We start from the raw sequence: 23572 nt of genomic DNA on the forward strand, positions 1-23572 counted from the left end.
CCATTTGGCACAAGCAAGGAGCCTGCATGACGGTAGCGCGTCCGCTGATGGTCGTTTGCCTGGGGCTGCTGTCGATGCTGTCGGGCTGTGGCAAGGAAGAATCCGCCGCCGAGTTGCCCAGGGTCGGCGTGCTGCAGGTACAACCTACCGATTTCGCCGCCCGGGTCACCCTCACCGGTGATGTCCAGGCACGGGTACAGACTGACCTGTCGTTCCGCGTAGGCGGCAAGATCATTTCCCGCAGTGTCGATGTGGGTGACCACGTCAAGGCCAACCAGGTGCTGGCGCGCTTGGACCCCAAGGACCTGCAGAACACCGTCGACTCGGCCAAGGCCGAGGTGTTCGCCGAGCAGGCCCGGGTGACCCAGGCCAGCGCCGCCTTCGTACGTCAGCAGAAGCTGCTGCCCAAGGGCTATACCAGCCAGAGCGAGTACGACTCTGCTGAAGCGGCCCTGCGCAGCAGCCAGAGTGCGCTCAAGGCTGCCCAGGCGCAGCTGGCCAATGCCCGCGAACAACTGAGCTACACGGCCCTGGTGTCCGAGGCCGATGGGGTGATCACCGCGCGCCAGGCCGAAGTCGGCCAGGTGGTGCAGGCGACCATGCCGATCTTCAGCCTGGCCCGTGATGGCGACCGCGATGCGGTGTTCAATGTCTACGAATCCCTCTTGGTGGCACCTCCCAGCGACGAAGGCGTGATCGTGAGCCTGCTGGACAACCCCCAGGTCAAGGCCGAAGGCCGTGTACGTGAAATCACCCCGACGGTGTCCGCCCAGAGCGGCACGGTGCAGGTCAAGGTGGCCTTGCGCAACGTACCGCCGGGCATGCAGCTGGGCTCGCCGGTGACTGCCACGGCCAATGCCCAGGGCCGGCCAAGCATCGAGCTACCCTGGTCGGCCCTGACCAAGGCGCTGCACGAGCCAGCGGTATGGGTGGTGGGCGAGGGCGACAAGGTGGACCTGCGCAAGGTCCAGGTTTCGCGGTACCTCACGGGCAAGATCGTGGTCGCCGATGGCCTCAAGGGCGGCGAAACCGTCGTCGTCAGCGGCGGCCAACTGCTGCATCCCGGCATGCAGGTGGAAAAGGTCGATGCCAAGGACGGAGGAGCCGCGCCATGAAACGCTTGCTGCTGATGCTGTGCGCCGGCGTATCGCTGGCTGCGTGCAGCAGTGATGAAGAAGCCCCCGTGCCGGTGCGGCCGGTGCTGTCGGTGGTGGTCGAGCCGCAGGTGCAATCCCAGCTGGGCCGTTTTGCCGGCAGCATCCAGGCACGCTTCGAGAGCACCCTGGGCTTTCGTGTGTCAGGGCGCATCGCGCGTCGCTGGGTCGATGTAGGTGCCCAGGTGCAGCCCGGCGATACCTTGGCCACGCTCGACCCGACGGACCAGCAGAACCAGCTGCGTGCCGCCGAAGGCGACCTGGCCAGGGTCCAGGCGCAGTGGATCAACGCCCAGGCCAATGCGCGTCGGCAGCAACAACTCTACGACCGCGGCGTCGGTGCCCAGGCGCAGCTGGATATCGCCCAGACCGACCTGAAGACCACCGGTGCTGCCCTGGAGCAGGCCCGCTCGGCGGTCAGCCAGGCCCGTGACCAGCTCGACTACAGCACCTTGCGCACCGACCACGCTGCGGTGGTCACCGCCTGGCAGGCCGAAGCCGGGCAGACGGTCAGCGCCGGCCAGGCCGTGGTCACCCTGGCGCGGCCGGACGTCAAGGAAGCAGTGATCGACCTGCCGATCACCCTGGCCGAGCAGCTCAGCAAGGCACTAACCTTCACCGTCGCCTCGCAACTCGACCCCTCCATCAACACCACCGCCACCCTGCGCGAGCTGGAGCCCCAGGCCGATGCCACCACCCGTACCCGGCGTGCACGGCTGACGCTGGCCAGCACCCCGGATGCCTTCCACCTGGGGACTGCGATCAGCGTCACCCTGACCTCCGCCGTGTCCCCGCGCAGCGAGCTGCCGCTCAGTGCTTTGTTCGAAGGCGCCGGCAAGCCCCAGGTATGGGTGATCGACCCGCAACAGAAGACCGTGGCGACCCGTGATGTCACCCTGATCGAGCGCACCGCCAGCAGCATCGTCCTGGCGTCTGGCGTGCAGCCGGGCGAGCGTGTGGTCACCGCTGGCGTCAACAGCCTCAAGCCCGGCCAGAAGGTCGCATTCGACGAGGACGCGCAATGAAAGGAAGCTTCAACCTGTCGGAATGGGCGCTCAGGCATCAGTCCTTCGTCTGGTACCTGATGTTCGTCGGGCTGCTGATGGGCATCTTCTCCTACTTCAACCTTGGGCGAGAGGAAGACCCGTCCTTCACCATCAAGACCATGGTGATCCAGACCCGTTGGCCTGGCGCGACCCAGGACGAGATGCTGTACCAGGTCACCGACCGCATCGAGAAGAAGCTCGAGGAGCTCGACTCGCTGGACTACACCAAGAGCTATACCCGCCCGGGCGAGTCCACGGTCTATGTCTACCTGCGCGACACCACCAAGGCCAAGGATATTCCCGAGATCTGGTACCAGGTGCGCAAGAAGATCCAGGATATCCGCGGCCAGTTCCCATCGGGTATCCAGGGGCCAGGTTTCAACGACGAGTTCGGCGACGTGTTCGGCTCGATCTATGCCTTTACCGCCGACGGCCTGACCATGCGCCAACTGCGCGACTACGTGGAGCAGGCCCGGGCAGAGGTCCGTGACGTGCCCAACATCGGCAAGATCGAAATGGTCGGCACCCAGGACGAAGTGCTCTACCTGAATTTCTCGACCCGCAAGCTGGCGGCGCTGGGGATCGACCAGCGCCAGGTCATGCAGGCCCTGCAATCGCAGAACGCCGTGACGCCGGCCGGGGTCATCGAGGCCGGCCCCGAGCGCATCTCGGTGCGCACCACCGGGCAGTTCGCCTCGGAAAAAGACCTTCAGACCGTCAACTTGCGGATCAACGACCGCTTCTTCCGCCTGGCCGATATCGCCGACATCGAGCGCGGCTATGTCGACCCACCGTCGCCGATGTTCCGCTACAACGGGCAGGACGCGATCGGCCTGGCCATCGGTATGAAGGCAGGTGGCAACATCCAGGTGTTCGGCCAGCGGCTCAAGGCGCGCATGGACCGGGTGATCAACGACCTGCCGGTAGGTATCGGCGTGCACACCGTGTCGGACCAGGCAGTGGTGGTCAAGCAGGCGGTCGGCGGCTTCACCAGTGCCCTGTTCGAGGCGGTGGTGATCGTGCTGGCGGTGAGTTTCGTCAGCCTAGGCGTCCGCGCGGGCCTGGTGGTGGCCTGCTCCATCCCGCTGGTGCTGGCCATGGTCTTCGTGTTCATGGAGTACAGCGGCATCACCATGCAGCGGATTTCCCTCGGGGCGTTGATCATCGCCCTGGGCCTGCTGGTGGATGACGCGATGATCACCGTGGAAGTGATGGTCACGCGCCTGGAGATGGGCGAGAGCAAGGAGCAGGCGGCGACCTTTGCCTATACCTCGACGGCCTTCCCCATGCTGACCGGTACCTTGGTGACCGTGGCCGGCTTCGTGCCAATCGGGCTCAACGCCAGCTCCGCCGGCGAATACACCTACACCCTGTTCGCGGTGATCGCGGTGGCGCTGTTGGTGTCCTGGGTGGTGGCGGTGTTCTTCGCCCCGGTGCTGGGCGTGCATATCCTCAACAGCAACAAGCTCAAGGCCCATGAGGCCGAGCCAGGGCGCGTGGGCCGGGCGTTCGAGCACGGCCTGTTGTGGTGCATGCGCAACCGCTGGCTGACTGTGATCGGCACTATCGTGTTGTTCGTGCTGTCGGTGTTCTGCATGCGCTTCGTGCAGAACCAGTTCTTCCCGTCCTCCGATCGCCCGGAGATCCTCGTCGACCTCAACCTGCCGCAGAACGCCTCGATCGAGGAAACTCGCAAGGTGGTCGACCGCTTCGAGGCGACCCTCAAGGGCGACCCGACCATCGAGCGCTGGAGCACCTACATCGGCCAGGGCGCGATCCGCTTCTACCTGCCTCTGGACCAGCAGTTGCAAAACCCCTACTACGCCCAGTTCGTGATCGTCAGCAAAGGCTTCGAAGAGCGTGGCGAGCTGATGGCGCGCCTGCAGGAGCGCCTGCGCAAGGACTTCGTTGGTATTGGCACCAACGTCCAGTCGCTGGAGATGGGCCCGCCGGTGGGCCGGCCGATCCAGTACCGGGTCAGCGGCAAGGACATCGACCAGGTGCGCCGGCATGCCATCGAGCTTGCGACCCTGCTCGATGCCAACGAGCATATCGGCGAGATGATCTACGACTGGAACGAGCCAGGTAAGGTGCTGCGGGTCGAGATCGCCCAGGACAAGGCACGCCAGCTGGGGTTGTCGTCCGAGGACGTGGCCAACGTGATGAACAGCATCGTCAGTGGTGTGCCGGTCACCCAGGTCAACGACAACATCTACCTGATCAACGTGGTCGCCCGCGCCGAAGACAGCGAGCGCGGTTCGCCCGACACCTTGCAGAACCTGCAGATCCTCACCCCCAACGGCACCTCGATCCCGCTGCTGGCGTTCGCCACGGTGCGTTATGAACTGGAACAGCCCTTGGTATGGCGCCGCGACCGCAAGCCGACCATCACCATCAAGGCCTCGGTCAACGGCGACATTCAGCCCACCGACCTGGTGGCCCAGCTCAAGCCGAAGATCGACGCATTCGCCAGCCAGTTGCCGGCCGGCTATGAAGTGGCCACCGGCGGTACGGTGGAGGAAAGCAGCAAGGCCCAGGGGCCGATCGCCAAGGTCATCCCGCTGATGCTGTTCCTCATGGCGACCTTCCTGATGATCCAGCTGCACAGCGTGCAGAAGCTGTTCCTGGTGGTCAGTGTGGCGCCGCTGGGGTTGATCGGTGTGGTGCTGGCCCTGGTGCCCACGGGTACGCCCATGGGCTTCGTGGCGATCCTCGGGATCCTTGCCCTGGCCGGCATCATCATCCGCAACTCGGTGATCCTGGTCACCCAGATCGACGAGTTCCGCGAGCAGGGCCTTTCGCCCTGGGATGCGGTGGTGGAGGCCACCAACCACCGGCGCCGGCCGATCCTGCTCACTGCCGCGGCGGCCAGCCTGGGCATGATCCCGATCGCCCGGGAAGTGTTCTGGGGGCCGATGGCCTACGCCATGATCGGCGGCATCATCAGTGCAACGCTGCTGACGCTGCTGTTCCTGCCGGCGCTGTATGTGGCCTGGTACAAGATCCGCGAGCCGGAAGAAGCCTGACCAAAACGCGCCCACTTGTTGAGCGGCCTTGTGCCGCGATGGGGCGCGAAGCGGCCCTGAATCCAGTTTGCTCGGTATATCTGATGAACCGTGTTAGCTGATTTCACGGCCGCTTCGTGCCCCATCGCGGCGCAAGGCCGCTCCTACAAAAGGCTCTGCGAAAATGGTTATATAAAAATTCTTAAACAGTATTTTTCAGAATAAATACGCCTCTCTAAGATTGCCCTCAAGCCAGGCGCAATCCCCTTCCTCTGCCCGGCACTTCATTGACAAGGAGAACGAGCATGAGTGCATCTGTGCGTAGCATCGACGGCCAGGACGAAGCCACCATTCTGCGTGAGATCCAGAGCGCCCTGCGTGACCTGCGCTTCGGCGCGGTAGAGATCACCGTGCACAACGCCCAGGTCGTGCAGATCGAGCGCAAGGAGAAGTTCCGCCTGCAGCAGCCCGGCAACAAGTCCGGCTGATCGCGCATCACCTACAAACTAGAAAAAATGCCAATCGGGAGCTTCACCATGTCCATCCGCCGTTATGCGCTTGCCGCCCTGGCCAGTGCCGTTTTTGCCGGTTCCGCGATCGCCAAGGACTACGAACTGTTGAACGTGTCCTACGACCCGACCCGTGAGCTGTACCAGCAGTACAACGCCGAATTCATCAAGCACTGGCAGGCCACGCACCCAGACGACAAGGTGAAGATCCAGCAATCCCACGGCGGCTCGGGCAAGCAGGCGCGGGCCGTGATCGATGGCCTGCGTGCCGACGTGGTGACCCTGGCCCTGGCGGGTGACATCGACGAAGTGGCCAAGCTCGGCAAGAGCCTGCCCGCCGACTGGCAAAGCCGCCTGCCGGAGGCAAGCACGCCCTACACCTCGACCATCGTGTTCCTGGTGCGCAAGGGCAACCCCAAGGGCATCAAGGACTGGGGCGACCTGATCAAGCCGGATGTCTCCGTCATCACCCCCAACCCCAAGACCTCCGGCGGTGCCCGCTGGAATTTCCTGGCGGCCTGGGCCTATGGCCTGAAGACTGGCGGCAGCGAAGACAAGGCCAAGGAATACGTGCAGGCGCTGTTCAAGCATGTGCCGGTGCTCGATACAGGCGCTCGGGGCTCGACCATCACCTTCGTCAACAACGGCCAGGGCGATGTGCTGCTGGCCTGGGAGAACGAGGCATTCCTGGCATTGAAGGAAGACGGCGGCAGCGACAAGTTCGAGATCGTCGTGCCGTCCCTGTCGATCCTCGCCGAACCGCCGGTGGCGGTGGTGGACAAGAACGCCGAGAAGAAGGGCAACACAGCGATCGCCACTGAATACCTCAAGCACCTGTACAGCCCGGCTGGGCAGACGATCGCGGCGCAGAATTTCTACCGCCCACGTGACGAGAAGGTCGCAGCGGAGTTCGGCAAGCAATTCCCGAAATTGGAGCTGGTGACCATCGACAAGGACTTCGGGGGCTGGAAGACTGCACAGCCGAAGTTCTTCAATGATGGCGGTGTGTTCGACCAGATCTATCAGGCACAGTGATCGCCAAGGAAACGCGGGGCCGCTTTGCGGCCCATCGCCGGCAAGCCGGCTCCCACAGGAATCGCATGGAAATCATGTGGGCGCTGGCTTGCCGGCGATGGGCTGCAAAGCAGCCCCAGGATTCAGAAGCTTGCACCGGCCCGGGGTTGATCCCGGGCTTCGTGCGTTCAACCAGGGACCTTTATGTCACGTCGTATTTCCCCCGTCATACCCGGCTTCGGGCTGACGCTGGGCTACACCTTGGTGTACCTCAGCCTGATTGTGCTCATACCGCTGGCTGCCATGTTCGTGCATGCCGCACAGCTGACCTGGGATCAGTTCTGGGCCGTGGTCAGCGCGCCGCGGGTACTCGCTGCGTTGAAACTGAGCTTCGGCACCGCGCTGTTCGCTGCCCTCATCAACGGTGTGATCGGCACCCTGCTGGCCTGGGTGCTGGTGCGTTATGAATTTCCGGGGCGCAAGGTCATCGACGCGATGATCGACCTGCCGTTCGCCCTGCCCACGGCTGTGGCGGGTATCGCCCTGACGGCGTTGTACGCACCGGCCGGTTGGGTGGGGCAGTTCGCCACCGACCTGGGCTTCAAGATCGCCTACACGCCGCTGGGCATCACCCTCGCGCTGACCTTCGTCACCCTGCCGTTCGTGGTGCGCACGGTGCAGCCGGTATTGGCCGATATCCCGCGGGAAGTCGAAGAGGCTGCCGCCTGCCTGGGCGCCAAGCCATTGCAGGTGTTCCGCCATGTGCTGGCGCCGGCGCTGCTGCCTGCCTGGCTGACCGGCTTCGCCCTGGCGTTTGCCCGTGGCGTGGGCGAGTACGGCTCGGTGATCTTCATTGCCGGCAACATGCCGATGAAGACCGAGATCCTGCCGCTGTTGATCATGGTCAAGCTGGACCAGTACGACTACACCGGCGCCACCGCCATCGGCGTGCTGATGCTGGTGGTTTCCTTCATTCTGCTGCTGCTGATCAACCTGCTGCAGCGCCGCATCGAAACCCCTTGAAGGAGGTCCGGTAGATGTCCAGTTCATCCCTTGGCGCCGCCGCTGCGGCCAACGCTGCCCGCAGGGGCAGCGCCACCTCGCGCCGCGTATTGATCGGCCTGGCCTGGCTGGTGTTCGTGCTGTTCCTGCTGCTGCCGCTGTTCATCGTGGTGTCCCAGGCGTTGAAGAACGGCTTCGGCACCTTCTTCGAGGCGATCTTCGAGCCTGACGCGCTTTCGGCCCTGAAGCTGACCTTGCTCGCCGTGGCCATCTCGGTGCCGCTGAACCTGGTGTTCGGCGTCAGCGCCGCATGGTGCGTGAGCAAGTACAACTTCCGGGGCAAGAGCCTGCTGGTCACCCTGATCGACCTGCCATTCTCGGTCTCGCCGGTGATCGCGGGCCTGGTATACGTCCTGATGTTCGGCGCCCAGGGCCTATTCGGGCCGTGGCTGCAGGACCACGATATCCAGATCGTCTTCGCCTTGCCGGGCATCGTCCTGGCGACCATCTTCGTCACCGTTCCCTTCGTCGCCCGCGAGCTGATCCCGCTGATGCAGGAGCAGGGCACCCAGGAAGAAGAGGCCGCGCGCCTGTTGGGCGCCAATGGCTGGCAGATGTTCTGGCATGTGACCCTGCCGAACATCAAGTGGGGCCTGATCTATGGCGTGGTGCTGTGCACGGCGCGGGCGATGGGCGAGTTCGGCGCGGTGTCGGTGGTGTCCGGCCATATCCGCGGTGTCACCAACACCCTGCCGCTGCACGTGGAGATCCTCTACAACGAGTACAACCATGTCGCGGCCTTCAGCGTGGCCAGCCTGCTGCTGATCCTGGCGCTCTTCATCCTGCTGCTCAAGCAGTGGAGCGAGAACCGTATTAACCGCCTGCGCCACGGCGCAGCGGAGGAATAATTCATGTCGATCGAAGTTCGTAACGTCAGCAAGCGCTTCAACGCCTTCCAGGCCCTGGACAACATCAACCTGGATATCAACAGCGGCGAGCTGGTGGCCCTGCTCGGCCCTTCGGGCTGCGGCAAGACCACCCTGCTGCGGATCATCGCCGGCCTCGAGACGCCCGACCAGGGCAGTATCGTGTTCCATGGCGAGGATGTCTCCGGCCACGATGTGCGTGATCGCAATGTCGGTTTCGTGTTCCAGCACTACGCCCTGTTCCGCCACATGAGCGTGTTCGACAACGTTGCCTTCGGCCTGCGCATGAAACCTAAGGGCGAGCGCCCGAGCGAAAGCCGCATCGCCGAGAAGGTCCATGAACTGTTGAACATGGTCCAGCTCGACTGGCTCGCCGACCGCTACCCCGAGCAACTTTCCGGCGGCCAGCGCCAGCGTATCGCCCTGGCCCGCGCTCTGGCGGTGGAGCCCAAGGTGCTACTGCTCGACGAGCCGTTCGGTGCCCTCGATGCCAAGGTGCGCAAGGAGTTGCGCCGTTGGCTGGCGCGCCTGCACGAAGACATCAACCTGACCTCGGTGTTCGTGACCCACGACCAGGAAGAGGCCATGGAAGTGGCCGACCGCATCGTGGTGATGAACAAGGGCGTGATCGAGCAGATCGGCTCGCCGGGCGAGGTGTACGAAAACCCGGCCAACGATTTCGTCTACCACTTCCTGGGTGATTCCAACCGGCTGAGCCTGAGCGAAGGCCAGCATGTGCTGTTCCGCCCCCATGAGGTGTCGCTGTCGCGGCATGAGACCGAAGGCCACCAGGCCGCCGAGGTGCGCGACATCCGGCCGTTGGGTGCGACCACGCGTGTCACCTTGAAGGTGCCGGGGCAGAGCGAGTTGATCGAAGCCGAGGTGGTGAAGGACCACGACAGCCTGACCGGGCTGGCGCGCGGGGAGACGTTGTTCTTCCGCCCGAAGGTCTGGCAGAAGATGCCGAATATCTAAGCCGCGACTGATTGCAGCAAGCGTTTCAGGGCCACTTTCCTTGGCAGGGGGTGGCCCTTTTTTATTTCGTTTTTTTTAAGGGTTTCAAAGGGATAAGGCGATGCCTTTCTGTAACAAAAGGCCAGTACGTTAGGCGCTCAGAGGCCCCAGGAGAGCGTGTGGACATGAATGCAACAAGCGAGTCGTCTATTTCCCGTTCGGCGATGGATCCTGAGTCGTTTCGGCGCCTGGCGCAATGGTTGAGGCAGCAGGGAAACACCCAGGCCGCAGCGACCGACCCGAGTCGGCTGCTGGATGGGCGATACCCGCACGGGCTGCTCAGCGATGCCGAGCTCGAGGCGTTGATCGCGGTTTGGCATTGATCACCCCCATTGTGGGAGCGGGCTTGCCCCGCGATGGGGCGCACAGCGCCCCCAAAGCCCCTCATCAGAACGTGTAGGTCCCCGTCACCACCAGGCTGCGCGGATCACCGAACTGGATCTGCCCGGCACTGGTCGCCGAACTGTAGTAGGTCTTGTCGGTGATGTTGCTCAAGGCCGCCCGCACATCCCAATCACGGGTCCGATAGCCGGCCAGGGCATCCCAGCGGCCATACCCCGGCATCATGACGGTGTTCTGGGTGTCGGCATAGCGCTCGCCCACCAGTGTCAGGCCGGTCTCAGCGTACCAGCCAAGCTCGGGCTTCCAGGTGACGAACAGGCTACCGTTGCGTTTGGCCACATCATTGATGCGATTGCCTTGCTGGCCGTTGTTGTCCTTGACGATGGTCGCATCCTGCAAGCCGATGCCACCGCGCACATACCAGTTGCCGACCAGGTTGCCCATGGCAGTCAGCTCGATGCCGCGCGAGCGTTGCAGGCCGCTGAGCTGGATAAGGTCCGGGTTGTTCGGGTCGCGGGTGCGGCGGTTGTACAGCTCCAGTTCATAGAGGGCCAGGGTGGTGCTCAGGCGTTCATCGAACCAGTCGCTCTTGACCCCGATCTCCTTCTGCCGGGTCAGCTCTGGGCCCGCATCGTTGCCGTTGCCGGGCGCACCGGGCGTGATGCCGATCAGGCCGCCGCCGACCGGTGAGAAGGTCTTGCTCCAGGAGGCATAGAAGGAGTGGTCGCGCCAGGGCGAATAGACCACGCCCAGGCGAGGGCTGGTGCTGGTACTTTCCTGCTTCTCGGTGAGGTTCTTCAGCTTGCTGGTGGTTTCGACTTCGAAGCGGTCGAAGCGCACGCCGGCGAGTAGTTGCCATTGGTCGTTCAGGCGGACCTGGTCCTGCAGGTACAGGCCGGCGCTTTGCACATCGGTATGGTTGTCGCTGAAAACCTTCATCGCACCGCTGTGCTGGTGCCCGCCGGTAGCGCCGGACAACGGCACCGCGGGAACGCCGACGCCCGAATGCAGCAGCGAATTGCGCCGCTGCTCGCCCACTTCCAGGCCTACCAGCAACGTGTGTTCGAGCCCGTAGGTGTGCACGTGGCCTTCCAGCTCTACGGTGTTGAACAGGTTGCGGGTGCTCAGGTCCTGCTGCCAGCGCTGGCGGCTGACCAGGCCGGTGCTGGGGTTGTAGGCGGTCTGGTAGGTGTTGTCGAAGTCGCTTTCCAGAGTGAACAGGCTCAGCGTGTGGCGCAGTTGCCACTGATCGCTGAGTGCGTAGTTCAGGCGCGAGCGCAGCGTCTGCGCACGGTCGTCGATGTAATCGCGCTGGGTATCGCCATAGGTGGTGTGGCGGCTGACATCGGCGGGCCGGCCGGTCAATGGATTGCCGGGGATGCCTCGGTCGGGCGTGCGGTTGTAGCGGCTGTACTCGTATTGCACCAGCCAGTTCAGCTCGGGCGTCAGCTGCCAGCTCATGGACGGTGCGAACAATTGGCGGCTGCCGTCGATGCCGTCGCGGAAACTGTTGTTGTCCTGGTTGCCCAGGTTCAGGCGCAGGCTGAGGGTATCGGTCGGGTCGGCGCTGAGGTCGGCATACAGGCTGCGCAGGTCTTGGCTGCCGCCTTGGGCTTCGATGCTCGAGCGGCGGCCATGCTCCGGCGCCTTGCTCACCCGGTTGACGATACCGCCCTGGCTGCCGCGGCCATAGAGCACTGCGGCGGGACCCTTGAGCACCTCGACCCGTTCGATGTTATGCAGGTCGCGCACGTACTGGCTGTCGTCGCGCACACCGTCCAGGTAGAAGTCATTGCTGGCGTCGAAGCCGCGGATGCGCAGGCTGTCGAAGCGGGTGTCGGCGCCGCTGCTGACGTTGGGAATACCTTCGAGCGCCTTGCCCAGGCTGTCGTGGCCGTAGTCCAGGCTGTTGCGGGTCTTCACCGTGTCGATGGCCTGGGGCACGTCGCGTACCGGGGTCGAGGTGCGCGTGGCGGTGCTGACTTCGCGAACCTGCGGGTTGTCCTCTTCCCGCTCGCGGTCGGCGGTGACCGACAGTTCCGGCAGGACAGTGGTAGCGGCGCTGGCCAGACCTGCGCCGCAGATCAGCGACAAGCCCAGGGTCAGGCGTGAAAGGTGACAAGGAACGAACATGGGTACATCCGCGAACAAGGTCAATGAAAAAAGGGTGCGGATGTTAATGCGAGTGATTAGCAATTGCCCGGATATTTGTCAGGATATGTCTTTACATGTGTTTCATTTTGTAAAAAATGCCCGTGTCGATGCCTGAGGGCGCCATTACCTACTTTGGGAAGACGGCCTGGAGCAAATATGCCATGTGCGAAATAGCTTGCATCGTCGCGTCTTCATCGATAGAGGAAAATTCCTAAATCCGCGTGAATCTGTCTGGAAATGCTCTGATGAAGACAGGAATTTCGTTATAACAAATTGTATTTCACGATTTTTTGACATTCCGAAGCAGGGGCAGATAGGATTCGTTCAACGCCTGCTGGCCATGACTTGGCCATGCTGCTGGACAAGGCCCGCTCCCGACCATGGCGGGCCTTTCAGTTTGGATCCGCATAGCGTCGAACCTACGAAGGGGCGTTGGTTCCTGGCGTCAAATTGCAGAGCGTTTTTGATTAAGAAATAAGGAAAACAAGATGTTGAAAACCAGGATCAGCCTGGTCGCACTGGCGATGATCGCCGCGACCCAGGCCCAGGCCAACGAGCAGGCCGAAAGCAAGGGCTTCATCGAGGACAGCCACGCCAACGTCCTTCTGCGCAACGCTTACATCAATCGCGACAAGAAGCATGGCACCGACGACCAGATCGAGTGGGGCCAGGCCTTCATCGGCACCTTCAACTCCGGCTTCACCCAGGGCACCGTGGGCGTGGGCGTCGATGCCTTCGGCCTGTACGCCATCCGCCTGGACGGCGGCAAGGGCCACAATGGTGGCGCTGGCGTCGACTTCTTCAAGCCGAGCGACACCGCACCGACCAACTCCCCGCACAACCTCGCCCGTGGCGGCGCGGCAGTGAAGTTCCGTGTTTCCAACACCGTGCTCAAGTACGGTGACCAGATGCCGGCCCTGCCCGTGCTGCAATACGACGACGCCCGCCTGCTGCCAGAGAGCTTCACCGGCACCCTGATCACTTCCAAGGAGATCAAGGGCCTGGAGCTGAACGCCGGTCGCTTCACCCAGGAAGCGCGCAAGAGCGCCGAGGGCCGTGACAGCGGTGGCCTGAAGTCGATCAACGTGTTCGGCGGTAGCTACAAGTTCACCGACAACTTCACCGCGGCGCTGTACACCGCCGACAACGAAGATGTGATGAAGAAGCACTACCTGGGCCTGAACTACGTCTTCCCGATCGCGGCCGACCAGTCCCTGACCCTGGACTTCAACGGCTACAAGTCGGACATCGACAACAAATACGTACGTGCCGCCGGCCTGAACGGCGACTCCAACACCATCTGGAGCCTCGCCGCTACCTACGCCTTCGGCCCGCACTCGATCACCCTGGCGCACCAGCGCAGCACCGGTGACACTGGCTACAACTACGGCTGGTACCAGAACCGTGGTGGCGTGGGTGACGGTGGTTCGACCATCTACCTGGCCAACTCCTACTGGTCCGACTTCAACGCCGAGGACGAACGCTCCTGGCAGTTGGGCTACGGCCTGGACTTCGGTGCCTTCGGTATCCCAGGCCTGACCTACAAGGTCGCCTATGTAGTGGGTGACAACATCAACACCCGCAACGCGGCCAACCCGCAGGGCTTCGGCGAGGGCAAGGAACGCGAGATCTTCAACCAGATCCGCTACGTCGTCCAGGAAGGCCCGGCCAAGGACCTGTCGGTCAAGCTGCGTAGCTCCTTCGTACGCACCAATACCGCAGTTCGCCAGAACGGCTACAACGACGACGGCAACGAAGTCCGCGTATTCGTCGAGTACCCGATCAGCATCTTCTGATCCTGAGCGTGTCTCGAAAGCCCCGGCTCGTCCGGGGCTTTTCTTTGAGTTTCTAATCCCACAGGAACCTAAGCGCTTGCGCAGTTTTCTTGTGGGAGCGGGCTTGCCCCGCGATTGGGGCGCGCAGCGGCCCTTATGCGGGAGTCGTTTCCTTACGGCGTGTCACAGCCGCTATCGGCGCCGTTTCTCCCGCTTGCGGTGCAAAACTGTCACTACGCGCCATCCGCCACATCCGCCCATAGAACTCGCTCTCGATCGAGCCACTGAGCAACTCGCCCGGCTTGAGAAACTGATGCAGCTCCGAAAACAGGCTGATCTGGCTGGGGCTGATACGCCGTGCCAGGTGCTTGGGCTTGAGCTCCGACGGATGCTCGAGGCCCGCCGCCGCGAGCATCTCGGCCAGGGCATGCAAGGTGTTGCGATGGAAGCTGGCCACCCGCTCGGCCTTCTCCGGCACCACCAGCGCGCGTTGGCGCAGCGGGTCCTGGGTGGCGACCCCGGTGGGACACTTGTTGGTGTGGCAGCTCTGCGACTGGATGCAGCCGATGGCGAACATGAAGCCGCGGGCAGAATTGACCCAGTCCGCGCCGATGGCCAGCACGCTGGCGATGTCGAAGGCACTGACGATCTTGCCCGCCGCACCGATGCGAATGCGATCACGCAGGTTCAGGCCCACCAGGGTGTTGTGCACGAACATCAGCCCTTCGCGCATCGGCACGCCCATGTTGTCGCTGAACTCCCTGGGCGCTGCGCCCGTGCCACCTTCCTTGCCATCGACGACGATGAAATCCGGGGTGATGCCGGTGGCCAGCATGGCCTTGGCGATCCCCATGAATTCCCAGGGGTGGCCCAGGCAGAACTTGAAGCCCACCGGCTTGCCGCCGGACAGTTCGCGCAAGCGACCGATGAACTGCAATAGCTCCACCGGCGTGCGGAAGGCGCTGTGGGCGGCAGGCGAAATACAGTCCTCGCCGACCCGAACGCCCCGGGTGGCGGCAATCTCCGGGCTGACCTTGTGCCCCGGCAGAATGCCGCCATGGCCCGGCTTGGCGCCTTGGCTGAGCTTGATCTCGATCATCTTCACCTGCGGGTCGCGTGCCTGCTCGGCGAAGCGCGCCGGGTCGAAGCGGCCCTCTTCGGTACGGCAGCCGAAGTAGCCGCTGCCGATCTCCCAGATCAGGTCGCCACCATGCGCCCGGTGATAGGGGCTGATGCTGCCCTCACCGGTGTCATGGGCGAATCGGCCCAGGCGTGCGCCTTTGTTCAAGGCCCCGATGGCGTTGGCGCTCAGGGCCCCGAAGCTCATGGCCGAGATGTTGAAGATCGACGCCGAATAAGGCAGCCGGCACTGCGGGCCGCCGATGGCGATGCGAAACGAGGCTGGGTCCGGGGTTGCCACTGGCAGCATCGAATGGCTGATGAACTCGAAGCCAGGCTTGTAGGCATCGTTGAGCGTACCGAAGGCCTTTTCCGCGCTTTCGTTCTTGGCCCGGGCATACACCAGCGAACGTTGCGACCGCGAGAAGGGCAGCTTGTCGTCGTCGCCTTCGATCAGGTACTGGCGGATTTCCGGGCGGATGGTCTCGATCAAGTAGCGGATATTGCCCAGGATCGGGTAGTTGCGCCGCACCGCGTGGTGGCTCTGGCGCAGGTCGTTGAGGCCGACCAGGCTGAGCAGCGCCGTTACCAGCGTGAACGGCCAGATCCAGGCGTGCTGGGCGAGGAATGGAAGGCTGGCGAAGGTGAACAGCAGGCAGGCGGCCAGGCAAGCGTAGCGGGCGGAGAATGCGTGTCTCATGGGTCCATCGCTGACGGGATGACCCGACCTAGGATAGGCAAAGGCCGCGCGGGGAAAACCAGGGGTTTCGGTAAAAGACTGTTACCTGACCCGTGAAGCAGAGCGCCGGAGATGCCAATTCGACGGCAAGATCGTGCATCACTTCTTTCAGCCATGGAGCCGAAGCGCTCGGCATACTTGCCCGCAGAGCAGCCCACATGGTGGGTATGGTGTTGATAACTCCGTGTTGGTGGTTATAATAACCACCACTCGGCTGGCCAAGGAAAGGTCGTGAACAGCCGCGAATTGATTTCACTCATAGAAGCCGACGGTTGGTACCTGGTGCGAAGCCGGGGGGAGCCACCATCACTTCAAGCATTCCTGCAAGAAAGGCTTGGTGACGATTCCTCATCCCAAGAAGGACCTGCTGCCGGCCACGATCGCCAGCGTGCTGCGCCAAGCACAGATCAAGTACGCCAGCTGAACCAGGAGTTATACGCACATGCTTTTCCCTATTGCGATCTTCCCCGGCGACGACAGCCATGCCTGGGGCGTCGAGGTACCGGATATACCGGGTTGCTTCTCGGCAGGTGAGGATCTGGACGACGCCATGGCCATGGCCCGCGAGGCCATCGAGGGGCACCTGGAGCTGCTCGCGCAGGATGAACAGGAAATCCCCAAGGCCAGCAAGGTCACCGTGCACGCGGCCAACCCAGCCTTTGCCGGTTGTACCTGGGCACTGGTCGACATCGATATCACCCGTTACCTGGGCAAGGCGGAAAAACTCAATATCACCTTGCCGGCCTATCTGCTGAACCGGATCGATGCCTACGTGAAGAACCACCCCGAACAGAAAAGCCGTTCGGGGTTCCTGGCCGAGGCCGCGCTCAAGGTGCTGCAGGGGCAATGAGGCGCGGCACCTCGTTGCCCTGCAGCAGCCGAGTTGGATTCAGCCCTTGTCCGGCCTCAGGGCGCGGACGTCACCCGGCTCGGCAGTCTCGCGCAGGTATTCCTCCAGCGAGTCGTCCAGCGCCTGCAGCCAGCGCGTGTGATGGGGCACGGCGGCGGTGCCGGTCATCACCGAGCGGTAGGAGCGGTCGCGGTAACCCATGATGTCGTGCTTTTTGTCGTTCTTCCATTTGAGGAAGATGCGGTTGACTGCATCGATGTCGAAGCTTGGGTAGTCGGTCTGGCTGATCAGGTGCTGGATATGCCGGCCCTGGAATTCATACATCGACGCAGTGGTTTCCAAGGCCTCCTCCTCGGCGCGCCAGCGGGCGCTGTCGGCCTGCATGGTGGCGTGGTCGGGCAGGCGGATGCGGCCGAGCATCACGTCGCGGGCGAACCAGGCCTGGGCGTCGAACAGGTTGAAGCTGTACCACAGGTCCTGCATGCCCAGGTACATCAACTGCGGGTTGGCCTCCCACACCACGCCCTGGTACAGGCCCAGCGGCCACAGGCGATTGTTGGTGCGCAGGGTCAGCTCGTCGGGCAGGAACGGGAAGTGGTGCTGGTAGCCGGTGCACAGGATGATCGCATCCACCCGCTTGCTGGAGCCGTCGGCGAAATACGCCACATCACCCTCGACGCGTTGCAGTTGTGGCCGCTCCTCCCAGCCTTTGGGCCATTGGTAGCCCATGGGCTGCGTGCGGTAGGCGCTGGTGATCGAGCGAGCGCCGTACTTGTAGCACTGTGAGCCGATGTCCTCGGCCGAATAGCTGCTGCCGACGATCAGCACATCCTTGCCGGCGAATTCCAACGCATCGCGGAAATCGTGGGCATGCAGGATGCGCCCTGAGAACCGCTCGAAGCCCGGGAACGACGGCACATTCGGCGTCGAGAAATGCCCGCTGGCCACCACCACGTAGTCGAACGTCTGCTCGATGCCCTGGCCTGCGGCGTAGTCATGGGCCGTAACGGTGAAGGTGCGGCGCTCGGCGTCGAAGCGCACCGCCTTGACCACGGTGTTGAAGCGGATGTATTGGCGCACATCGGCTTTTTTCACCCGGCCCTGGATGTAATCCCACAGCACCTCGCGAGGCGGGTAGGACGAAATAGGCCGGCCGAAATGCTCATCGAAGCTGTAGTCGGCGAATTCCAAGCATTCCTTCGGCCCGTTCGACCAGAGGTAGCGATACATGCTGCCGTGAACCGGCTCACCATGCTCGTTCAGGCCGGTACGCCAGGTGTAGTTCCACATGCCGCCCCAGTCGGCCTGCTTCTCGAAGCAGACGATCTCGGGCATGGGGGCGCCCTTGGCATGGGCGGATTGGAAAGCACGCAGTTGCGCCAGGCCAGACGGGCCGGCGCCGATGATGGCGACACGAATAGTCATGAGGATGTCCTGTTAACACAAATCAAAGGCAAGACCTCCCCAACCCCGAACGGCAATGGGCCTAGGGTTGCGGATGGGCGAAGGCTTCAGGTGTCAGCAGGCAGGCGGAGGCACGGGGCGCTTGCGCTTGTGCGCCAGCAGCACGTCCCGAGGTGGGATCGACAGGGTGTGGAACAATGTCGAAAGTGGAGAACAGCCGAGGGTGGAGCGGACAACGGCAGGGAAGGGCCCGGTGGCCTTGCCGAGCAAACCGGCAAGCGGGCCATGGGACCGATAGATACGTGTGATCTCGTACATGGGGGCTTGTAATGCCTCTTTTCTTTATGGATGCCTTTTTAGCTATAACGCATCGAAGGAAAGCATTTCAAGGTTTGTCATTGTTCGCGCAAGAGAACGACGGTACCTCGCTTGCCTGTGATTCAGACGCTGTAACGTCGTAGTTCCAGTCTTCACCGAACAACTCCACCGGGTGTTGGGTCCGCTCCGAACCGTTGCCACAGGCCAGTGCCTTGGCCGGGCAGTACAGGTCGCAGCCCCAGCAGATGCGTTCGGGGTGGCTGGGGTTTAGGGGGAATTTCTTGGCCATGTGCCGCCCTTCGTTTGGGTGTGGATAAGTTCAGAGGCTAGGCGGTGGGAAAGAGTGGGGTTGACCGGGGGCAACGGAGAGAAACAAAAAAAGGCCCGCTTTCGGTGAGCCTGTTTTGATACGGTGTATGGTGCGGCACCAGGAGTCGAAGGTATACATAAGCATATGTTTTATATTGTTTTGTTACTTTGAGGTTGGGTTCTGTATCCCTAAAACTATCCTTTGGCATGCTATCGGCCTTACATAGTAAATTGTAAATCTTTGCTTCATAGTGAATGAAGCAAGCGATAGTTGAGTTTTTGTTATGGACATGTTCGAACTTTTCCTAGTAGGTCCACGTTAACCACGATTTCAAACTCACATTCTTGCTTTGAGTAAAGAATGCCTGTTTTTGGAATTATGGACCGCAGTACTGCGCGGTCTTGTAGGTTAAACCATGGTTGATTTTGGTAGTGCACGTAGGCAAATTGTTCAGCTACGTTCTTAGAGGTTGACCAAGACTGGCCATATTTGTGTGTCATGTGTTCGTTCATGCTGCACCCTCGGTAAATTTCAACAGTTTCTCCAAGGGTTCCGATGTCGTTAGGCTTGAGCTCTTTGGTTAAAAGTACTTTTGGGTACCATGCTTCGTTCTCTTGTCTAGTGAAGAGTTGGTGAAGCCCTCCGTACGCAAAACCAGCAAATGCATGCCGAATGGGATCGATGATTGCGTAAGCATGTTCATTATCAAAGAGATGTTCGTATTTTAAGAAGATTCTCTGAATCTCTTCTTCCGCATCATCTTTGTTTAAAGAGATGATGAAGTCTTCGATCATTCTGCAAATGTCTCTCACATCACTGCCGCAACCTAAACTATTTATCTTCTCTGTCAGGTCTTGGGTATCTATACACATTTCGTTTGTCAGAAATTGATGGGCGTCTTGGCTGAGTGGCACAGAATCACCTTTGTGCATGATAATTAAGCTAGCAGGTAGACAGCGGCGTAGCTTCTAGCTATCCAATTAGCTAAGTTAGCGGGCTTTGAGTGCTTAGGAATTAATGGCGCAAAAAATGCTTGCCAAATAAAATACCCCTATCACTACGCTGCTTAGTAGTATACCAATGGTGAAGGAGACTAAGAGAACCCAAAATAATATCCATGTGGCTTTGCCGTATCTTGATGCGTCTGTGCCAAATAGTGTTAGCGGCTCATTATTCATCTTGCGCAACTTCTGAGCTGTAAGTCGGAAGTCAAGCAGGCGTGTCACCACGGCTGCTGAGCCAGAAATAGAAGCAACAAGCAGCGATAGGAAGGCGATACAAAATAGTAAAGCCAATATTCCTGTGGGTTTGAATGAGGTGTCCTGCAGAAGGGAAAATAGAAATCCTAGGGCTCCCACCGACAGGCCAGAAAACAAAGCGAGGGCGGTAGATAGCTGGCTGATAGTTTGCCCTTGCCACCTTACAAAGCGCTCATTGCCCAATTGTGATGCCTCCTGGGTACAAACAATAAGTTAACAGGCGTGCTAAATATAATTTTTACCAGAGCAGTGAGTTACGAGTTATGGTTTTTAATAACTGGCTTGAACTGAGTGCGCCCGAATGCGTTTTTTTCATAAAACTCCCTTGTGGAGACCAATAGCAAATGATCATTATCTTCAATTTTGAATGGCATGTGCTCAAGAAATGAGTAGCGCTCTATAAGTAACTTAAAATTCCAGTAGGTGTCGGAGTTATTTGCGCAATAGCAGTTAATGGCAAGGAGTTGGGTTGCGTCATAGCTTAGAAACGATCTTACGATGTTGCTGTACATTTTCTCACTTGGTGCAAGCTCGCAATTGGCTATTATGTCTTGGCTGAATTCTGATCCAATATTTCCTTCAGGTACGTTTGTGGCAATAAATTTTAGGACTTGATAAAGGACTCTAAAATAGTGACCGCAAATACCGTTGTGCTTTTCTAGCGAATCTTTCGCGTCTTGTAGGTTTGAGTTTTTCTCCGAAAATACGGAAAGTCTAACGATGTTTAAGTCTGATAAGCCATCTGCATATTTTCCAGTTGGTGTGGATATTTTTTCGAGAGCTTTATTGTGTTGATCGAGTAACGAGAAAAAAGTATTTTCGAACTGCTGTTTTTGTTGTGTGTCGGATTGTTTATTTAGCGCTGCTTCTGTTTTTTCTTGCGCAGATGCGGATCGCTCAAGCTCTATTCTGGTTGACTCAAGTTCTTTGCTTTGTAATGCGATTGTTAGCAAAAGCGCAATAAGGCTTAAAAAGCCAAATATAGGATTTAACGTCCCTCCGAGGAAGTCTCCAAATGTCCCCCAGTCTGAATTTTCATTGCTGAACCCGTTGTTGAACTCCATAAGATACAAGGCAAGCACAACGCCGAAGAGGCCTGTTGCGATCCCCAATATCCAAGCTATCCATTTGACTAAGCGTCGAGGGGTTATACTCTCAAACTTCTCTTCTAGGTTCAATTTCTTGCGTTTCCTTGAGCGGTGTAGCCTTTGGTTAAGGGGCAGGCTTTAACCTGTACCAATGATTGAGTCATACTTCTTGAGCGAGTTGTTAGGCTGGCAGTAGATATGGCTAATGCTAAAAGCACATTAATTCTATTCAGCTTATGCAAGTCCTGGTGCAATGCAATTCTCTTCAAAAAAAAGGGGCGATTTTATTTAAACGGCGCATCAACCAGCGGCGAAAAATAACTCTGCCCCCTTTTCTTGTTCAGAGGTGGCAACCTATCGTGTGGGCATGATAAGCGCACAAAACTCTGAATCATGGTGGTAAAATAGTGCCTATAGGCTATCATCGGAAGCTCTGTTGGCGACAGCAGCCTATTCACTTTCATAGAGCACTCATACCCCATTCAAATCTTCATAAGGCCAGAGATGGCTCGAGTATGGTGCTCCTTTATCATTAATTTTATAAAGCACTTTGAATCGCGATCCTATGGCGCTTTCTGTTATGGCAGCAGCACAGCGGCTGATCTTAGTTCCTTGTGGAAGTTCTTGATCGGCAATTACGCACGCTTCCTTCTTGCCCTTGCCCTGCAATACTTCGACTATGACGGCTGGTAACGCACTAAATTTTCCTTTCGCCGGACTGATGTCTGGAATGTAGGTGATCGCAGAGGGAATCTGCATTAGATCCAAACTTTTGAAGCAACGCATTAGGCTGATTCTAGAAAATAGCGGTAGGTTGTCCGACAAATTATTTGGCGCTTTAGTTGTGATGATGCCGTATATTACTTTTATGTTGAGGCTTTCGACTGCTGCACAGTATGACTGTAGATCGTTTTGACCTATGCGCTCGGAAATCAATGCTATCAATTTTTCGCGGCACTTTTTCTCTAAAATCAGCAGTTCGGCCGAGTTGGCACCTTGATTGAATAAGTGGCTAAGCTGAGACGATCTTGTAGATATTTTTAGATGGTAGAGCTTACCCACATCCTGGTCGCCGTTATCAGCCCTGTTAAGGGTGTACAAATCACACGGCTCAATTGCAGTCTGCCCGTCTAGGCTCATATTTTGCTGATCTAAGCATATAAACGCAGGGAGATCATTAGCTACGGCACTATTATATGCTTCTTCGCTGTAGTGGCTAATTCCATCCTTTATGCAGTCGTGATTGTAATCGAAAAGGTCTGTAGGCTCGAATTTGGTGTCGAGGTATTCTTTAAGGAACTCTATATATTCTCGCTCGATGCGGTACCAAGAGCCTTCGCATATATGATATACTTCTGCGTGCTCAACAATGTCAAGCAGTAGGCAGTTGTATATATTGTAAGCCTTACTGATATTTCCGTCTGGATCACATAGTGCAACGCTAAATGACTTTAACTTATCGATGGTGAAGTCGTTTAAATTTATGTTTTCACCCAGGTAGTCATAAAACGCTTCTAGCGATATATCAGTGTAGATTTCCGCCACCCCACCACGACCCTGAAACCTGCAGGAGGTGTTGTCTCGATAATCCACGATATCAGGAACGCAAAGTGATAGCGCCGGATCTCTAGCAGCAAAGCGCTGGAGAAGTTGATTATCCAACGCTCCTACAATATCAGGATCGTTTTCAGGTGAAATTTTTCCAACATTTGGAAAAGTGTTTAGATAGTCATTGCTTCTATATAGTTCGAGAAGGCTTGAGCATAGGTTTTCAAGCTCTTCTGGAAGAAGTTTTAAGCTGACTTTAAGACTGGCTGAACCTGTTGCGCTTTTAAATAGCTCGGTTAGGTCTTCCCTGACCGCCCCTGTGAGACTTCGGACAATTTCTGTATTGCTGTCAAAGTCAAGAAACGTTATATCTGCGGCAGCTGGGATCTGAGTTCTCTTGCGCCTGGAAGCGCCAGGGTCCATGACATCTGCGCTCTTCAATTTTTTCGGATCGAGGCTATTTAGTGTTACTAGCAATCCGAAGTCATACTCATAGCAGTTGTCACGTAACTTATGAAAAACATGGCCAAATGATAAGGCGAACCATCTATCTGCGACTGGCATGAAAACCAATGCGCCTTTGTTTGATTGTTGTAGTGGGTTGTCGATATTGAAGTATTCTCGCCACCAAGGTGGCCGCGGTTGACTGTCGAGAATATAAACGCTGGAGTTTACTGGAAGACGGTCTGATGCTACTACCTGCCCTAACTCATGCTCTTCTTTTAAAGAGTTAGTGGCATCGAATCCTTGTTTTAGCAGGAAAATAGTAAAAGGTCGGCTTTTCACTTTTTGAATCCCTTCGTTTAGTGTTGACTATTTTTTCCGGAATTGATATTTCTGGGTAAATTCGGGATGGGTGTCACATTGGCATCATGTGTCATTTTATGGCATGGAAGGTTCTCAATTGCAAGTCCCTCTGCACTGAGAGTTCATTCATTTCTGGCAAGCCGCTCGACTATCCTATGCGCGTCAATTGCTGTCGGTCGTGCCTATCAA

The 23572-nt window shown here is 59.0% G+C and carries 20 protein-coding genes and 1 pseudogene; 12 read left to right on the top strand and 9 right to left on the bottom strand.

Annotated features, from left to right (window positions below):
* Window positions 1-26: 26 nt before the first annotated feature.
* From ACXHGZ_RS23000 to ACXHGZ_RS23040, 9 genes are all read left to right on the top strand, one after another.
* Window positions 27-1115, top strand: a complete 1089-nt coding sequence (locus ACXHGZ_RS23000) for an efflux RND transporter periplasmic adaptor subunit (protein ID WP_084856517.1) — start codon at window positions 27-29, stop codon at window positions 1113-1115.
* Window positions 1112-2179: an efflux RND transporter periplasmic adaptor subunit gene (locus ACXHGZ_RS23005; RefSeq protein ID WP_480461734.1), complete on the top strand. Its 1068-nt coding sequence runs from the start codon at window positions 1112-1114 to the stop codon at window positions 2177-2179. The genes ACXHGZ_RS23000 and ACXHGZ_RS23005 overlap by 4 nt, the downstream gene beginning before the upstream one ends.
* Window positions 2176-5226 carry an efflux RND transporter permease subunit gene (locus tag ACXHGZ_RS23010; RefSeq protein ID WP_480461736.1) on the top strand — a complete coding sequence of 1017 codons (3051 nt, stop codon included), beginning with the start codon at window positions 2176-2178 and terminating at the stop codon, window positions 5224-5226. The genes ACXHGZ_RS23005 and ACXHGZ_RS23010 overlap by 4 nt, the downstream gene beginning before the upstream one ends.
* Window positions 5227-5510: 284 nt before the next feature.
* The gene (gene oscA / locus ACXHGZ_RS23015) at window positions 5511-5693 is read left to right on the top strand and encodes a sulfur starvation response protein OscA (protein WP_070092048.1); all 183 of its coding nucleotides are present in this window, start codon (window positions 5511-5513) and stop codon (window positions 5691-5693) included.
* A 48-nt stretch (window positions 5694-5741) separates the two neighbouring features.
* Entirely contained in the window at window positions 5742-6749 is a 1008-nt protein-coding gene (locus ACXHGZ_RS23020) for a sulfate ABC transporter substrate-binding protein (protein WP_084856511.1), read from the top strand.
* A 183-nt stretch (window positions 6750-6932) separates the two neighbouring features.
* Window positions 6933-7751 carry a sulfate ABC transporter permease subunit CysT gene (cysT, locus tag ACXHGZ_RS23025; RefSeq protein ID WP_084856509.1) on the top strand — a complete coding sequence of 273 codons (819 nt, stop codon included), beginning with the start codon at window positions 6933-6935 and terminating at the stop codon, window positions 7749-7751.
* 14 nt (window positions 7752-7765) lie between these two features.
* Window positions 7766-8638, top strand: coding sequence for a sulfate ABC transporter permease subunit CysW (gene cysW, locus ACXHGZ_RS23030; RefSeq protein ID WP_084856507.1), 873 nt, complete (start codon window positions 7766-7768; stop codon window positions 8636-8638).
* Window positions 8639-8641: 3 nt separating this feature from the next.
* Window positions 8642-9631: a sulfate/molybdate ABC transporter ATP-binding protein gene (locus tag ACXHGZ_RS23035; RefSeq protein WP_084856505.1), complete on the top strand. Its 990-nt coding sequence runs from the start codon at window positions 8642-8644 to the stop codon at window positions 9629-9631.
* Window positions 9632-9795: 164 nt separating this feature from the next.
* Window positions 9796-9993, top strand: coding sequence for a hypothetical protein (locus tag ACXHGZ_RS23040; protein ID WP_480461739.1), 198 nt, complete (start codon window positions 9796-9798; stop codon window positions 9991-9993).
* A 64-nt stretch (window positions 9994-10057) separates the two neighbouring features.
* On the opposite strand, the gene ACXHGZ_RS23045 is transcribed toward ACXHGZ_RS23040, so the two are convergent.
* Window positions 10058-12145 (bottom strand): TonB-dependent receptor, encoded by a 2088-nt coding sequence (locus tag ACXHGZ_RS23045; RefSeq protein ID WP_480461740.1) that lies wholly within the window; start codon window positions 12143-12145, stop codon window positions 10058-10060.
* A 509-nt stretch (window positions 12146-12654) separates the two neighbouring features.
* Here ACXHGZ_RS23045 and ACXHGZ_RS23050 point away from each other — a divergent pair.
* Entirely contained in the window at window positions 12655-13962 is a 1308-nt protein-coding gene (locus tag ACXHGZ_RS23050) for an OprD family porin (protein ID WP_224457622.1), read from the top strand.
* A gap of 133 nt (window positions 13963-14095) precedes the next feature.
* Here the strand turns inward: ACXHGZ_RS23050 and ACXHGZ_RS23055 are convergent, their stop codons facing one another.
* Window positions 14096-15760 (bottom strand): FMN-binding glutamate synthase family protein, encoded by a 1665-nt coding sequence (locus ACXHGZ_RS23055; protein ID WP_480461743.1) that lies wholly within the window; start codon window positions 15758-15760, stop codon window positions 14096-14098.
* Window positions 15761-16030: 270 nt separating this feature from the next.
* Between ACXHGZ_RS23055 and ACXHGZ_RS23060 the strand changes: the two are divergent.
* A pseudogene (locus ACXHGZ_RS23060) lies at window positions 16031-16223 on the top strand (type II toxin-antitoxin system HicA family toxin).
* An 18-nt stretch (window positions 16224-16241) separates the two neighbouring features.
* Complete coding sequence (locus tag ACXHGZ_RS23065; protein ID WP_480461745.1) at window positions 16242-16649, top strand: type II toxin-antitoxin system HicB family antitoxin; 408 nt, start codon at window positions 16242-16244, stop codon at window positions 16647-16649.
* 39 nt (window positions 16650-16688) lie between these two features.
* Here ACXHGZ_RS23065 and ACXHGZ_RS23070 read toward each other — a convergent pair whose 3' ends face one another.
* From ACXHGZ_RS23070 to ACXHGZ_RS23100, 7 genes are all read right to left on the bottom strand, one after another.
* The gene (locus ACXHGZ_RS23070) at window positions 16689-18074 is read right to left on the bottom strand and encodes a trimethylamine monooxygenase (protein WP_480461746.1); all 1386 of its coding nucleotides are present in this window, start codon (window positions 18072-18074) and stop codon (window positions 16689-16691) included.
* A gap of 93 nt (window positions 18075-18167) precedes the next feature.
* Window positions 18168-18371, bottom strand: coding sequence for a hypothetical protein (locus tag ACXHGZ_RS23075; RefSeq protein WP_480461748.1), 204 nt, complete (start codon window positions 18369-18371; stop codon window positions 18168-18170).
* 67 nt (window positions 18372-18438) lie between these two features.
* On the bottom strand, window positions 18439-18660 hold the full coding sequence (locus ACXHGZ_RS23080; protein WP_480461749.1) for a DUF3079 domain-containing protein: 222 nt from the start codon (window positions 18658-18660) through the stop codon (window positions 18439-18441).
* Window positions 18661-18962: 302 nt separating this feature from the next.
* Window positions 18963-19595, bottom strand: a complete 633-nt coding sequence (locus tag ACXHGZ_RS23085; protein WP_480461751.1) for a hypothetical protein — start codon at window positions 19593-19595, stop codon at window positions 18963-18965.
* 93 nt (window positions 19596-19688) lie between these two features.
* Window positions 19689-20123 (bottom strand): hypothetical protein, encoded by a 435-nt coding sequence (locus ACXHGZ_RS23090; RefSeq protein ID WP_480461752.1) that lies wholly within the window; start codon window positions 20121-20123, stop codon window positions 19689-19691.
* A gap of 71 nt (window positions 20124-20194) precedes the next feature.
* Window positions 20195-21118 carry a putative phage abortive infection protein gene (locus ACXHGZ_RS23095; RefSeq protein ID WP_480461753.1) on the bottom strand — a complete coding sequence of 308 codons (924 nt, stop codon included), beginning with the start codon at window positions 21116-21118 and terminating at the stop codon, window positions 20195-20197.
* 381 nt (window positions 21119-21499) lie between these two features.
* Window positions 21500-23362 carry a DUF6119 family protein gene (locus ACXHGZ_RS23100; RefSeq protein WP_480461754.1) on the bottom strand — a complete coding sequence of 621 codons (1863 nt, stop codon included), beginning with the start codon at window positions 23360-23362 and terminating at the stop codon, window positions 21500-21502.
* Between the last annotated feature and the right edge of the window lie 210 nt (window positions 23363-23572).

This window comes from Pseudomonas shiyinii (genome assembly GCF_056725765.1).

Bases quoted from the DNA above. Each gene is read 5' to 3' on its own strand.
- ACXHGZ_RS23000 (WP_084856517.1), top strand. From the start codon at position 27: ATGACGGTAGCGCGTCCGCTGATGGTCGTTTGCCTGGGGCTGCTGTCG.
- ACXHGZ_RS23005 (WP_480461734.1), top strand. From the start codon at position 1,112: ATGAAACGCTTGCTGCTGATGCTGTGCGCCGGCGTATCGCTGGCTGCG.
- ACXHGZ_RS23010 (WP_480461736.1), top strand. From the start codon at position 2,176: ATGAAAGGAAGCTTCAACCTGTCGGAATGGGCGCTCAGGCATCAGTCC.
- oscA (WP_070092048.1), top strand. From the start codon at position 5,511: ATGAGTGCATCTGTGCGTAGCATCGACGGCCAGGACGAAGCCACCATT.
- ACXHGZ_RS23020 (WP_084856511.1), top strand. From the start codon at position 5,742: ATGTCCATCCGCCGTTATGCGCTTGCCGCCCTGGCCAGTGCCGTTTTT.
- cysT (WP_084856509.1), top strand. From the start codon at position 6,933: ATGTCACGTCGTATTTCCCCCGTCATACCCGGCTTCGGGCTGACGCTG.
- cysW (WP_084856507.1), top strand. From the start codon at position 7,766: ATGTCCAGTTCATCCCTTGGCGCCGCCGCTGCGGCCAACGCTGCCCGC.
- ACXHGZ_RS23035 (WP_084856505.1), top strand. From the start codon at position 8,642: ATGTCGATCGAAGTTCGTAACGTCAGCAAGCGCTTCAACGCCTTCCAG.
- ACXHGZ_RS23040 (WP_480461739.1), top strand. From the start codon at position 9,796: ATGAATGCAACAAGCGAGTCGTCTATTTCCCGTTCGGCGATGGATCCT.
- ACXHGZ_RS23045 (WP_480461740.1), bottom strand. From the start codon at position 12,145: ATGTTCGTTCCTTGTCACCTTTCACGCCTGACCCTGGGCTTGTCGCTG.
- ACXHGZ_RS23050 (WP_224457622.1), top strand. From the start codon at position 12,655: ATGTTGAAAACCAGGATCAGCCTGGTCGCACTGGCGATGATCGCCGCG.
- ACXHGZ_RS23055 (WP_480461743.1), bottom strand. From the start codon at position 15,760: ATGAGACACGCATTCTCCGCCCGCTACGCTTGCCTGGCCGCCTGCCTG.
- ACXHGZ_RS23065 (WP_480461745.1), top strand. From the start codon at position 16,242: ATGCTTTTCCCTATTGCGATCTTCCCCGGCGACGACAGCCATGCCTGG.
- ACXHGZ_RS23070 (WP_480461746.1), bottom strand. From the start codon at position 18,074: ATGACTATTCGTGTCGCCATCATCGGCGCCGGCCCGTCTGGCCTGGCG.
- ACXHGZ_RS23075 (WP_480461748.1), bottom strand. From the start codon at position 18,371: ATGTACGAGATCACACGTATCTATCGGTCCCATGGCCCGCTTGCCGGT.
- ACXHGZ_RS23080 (WP_480461749.1), bottom strand. From the start codon at position 18,660: ATGGCCAAGAAATTCCCCCTAAACCCCAGCCACCCCGAACGCATCTGC.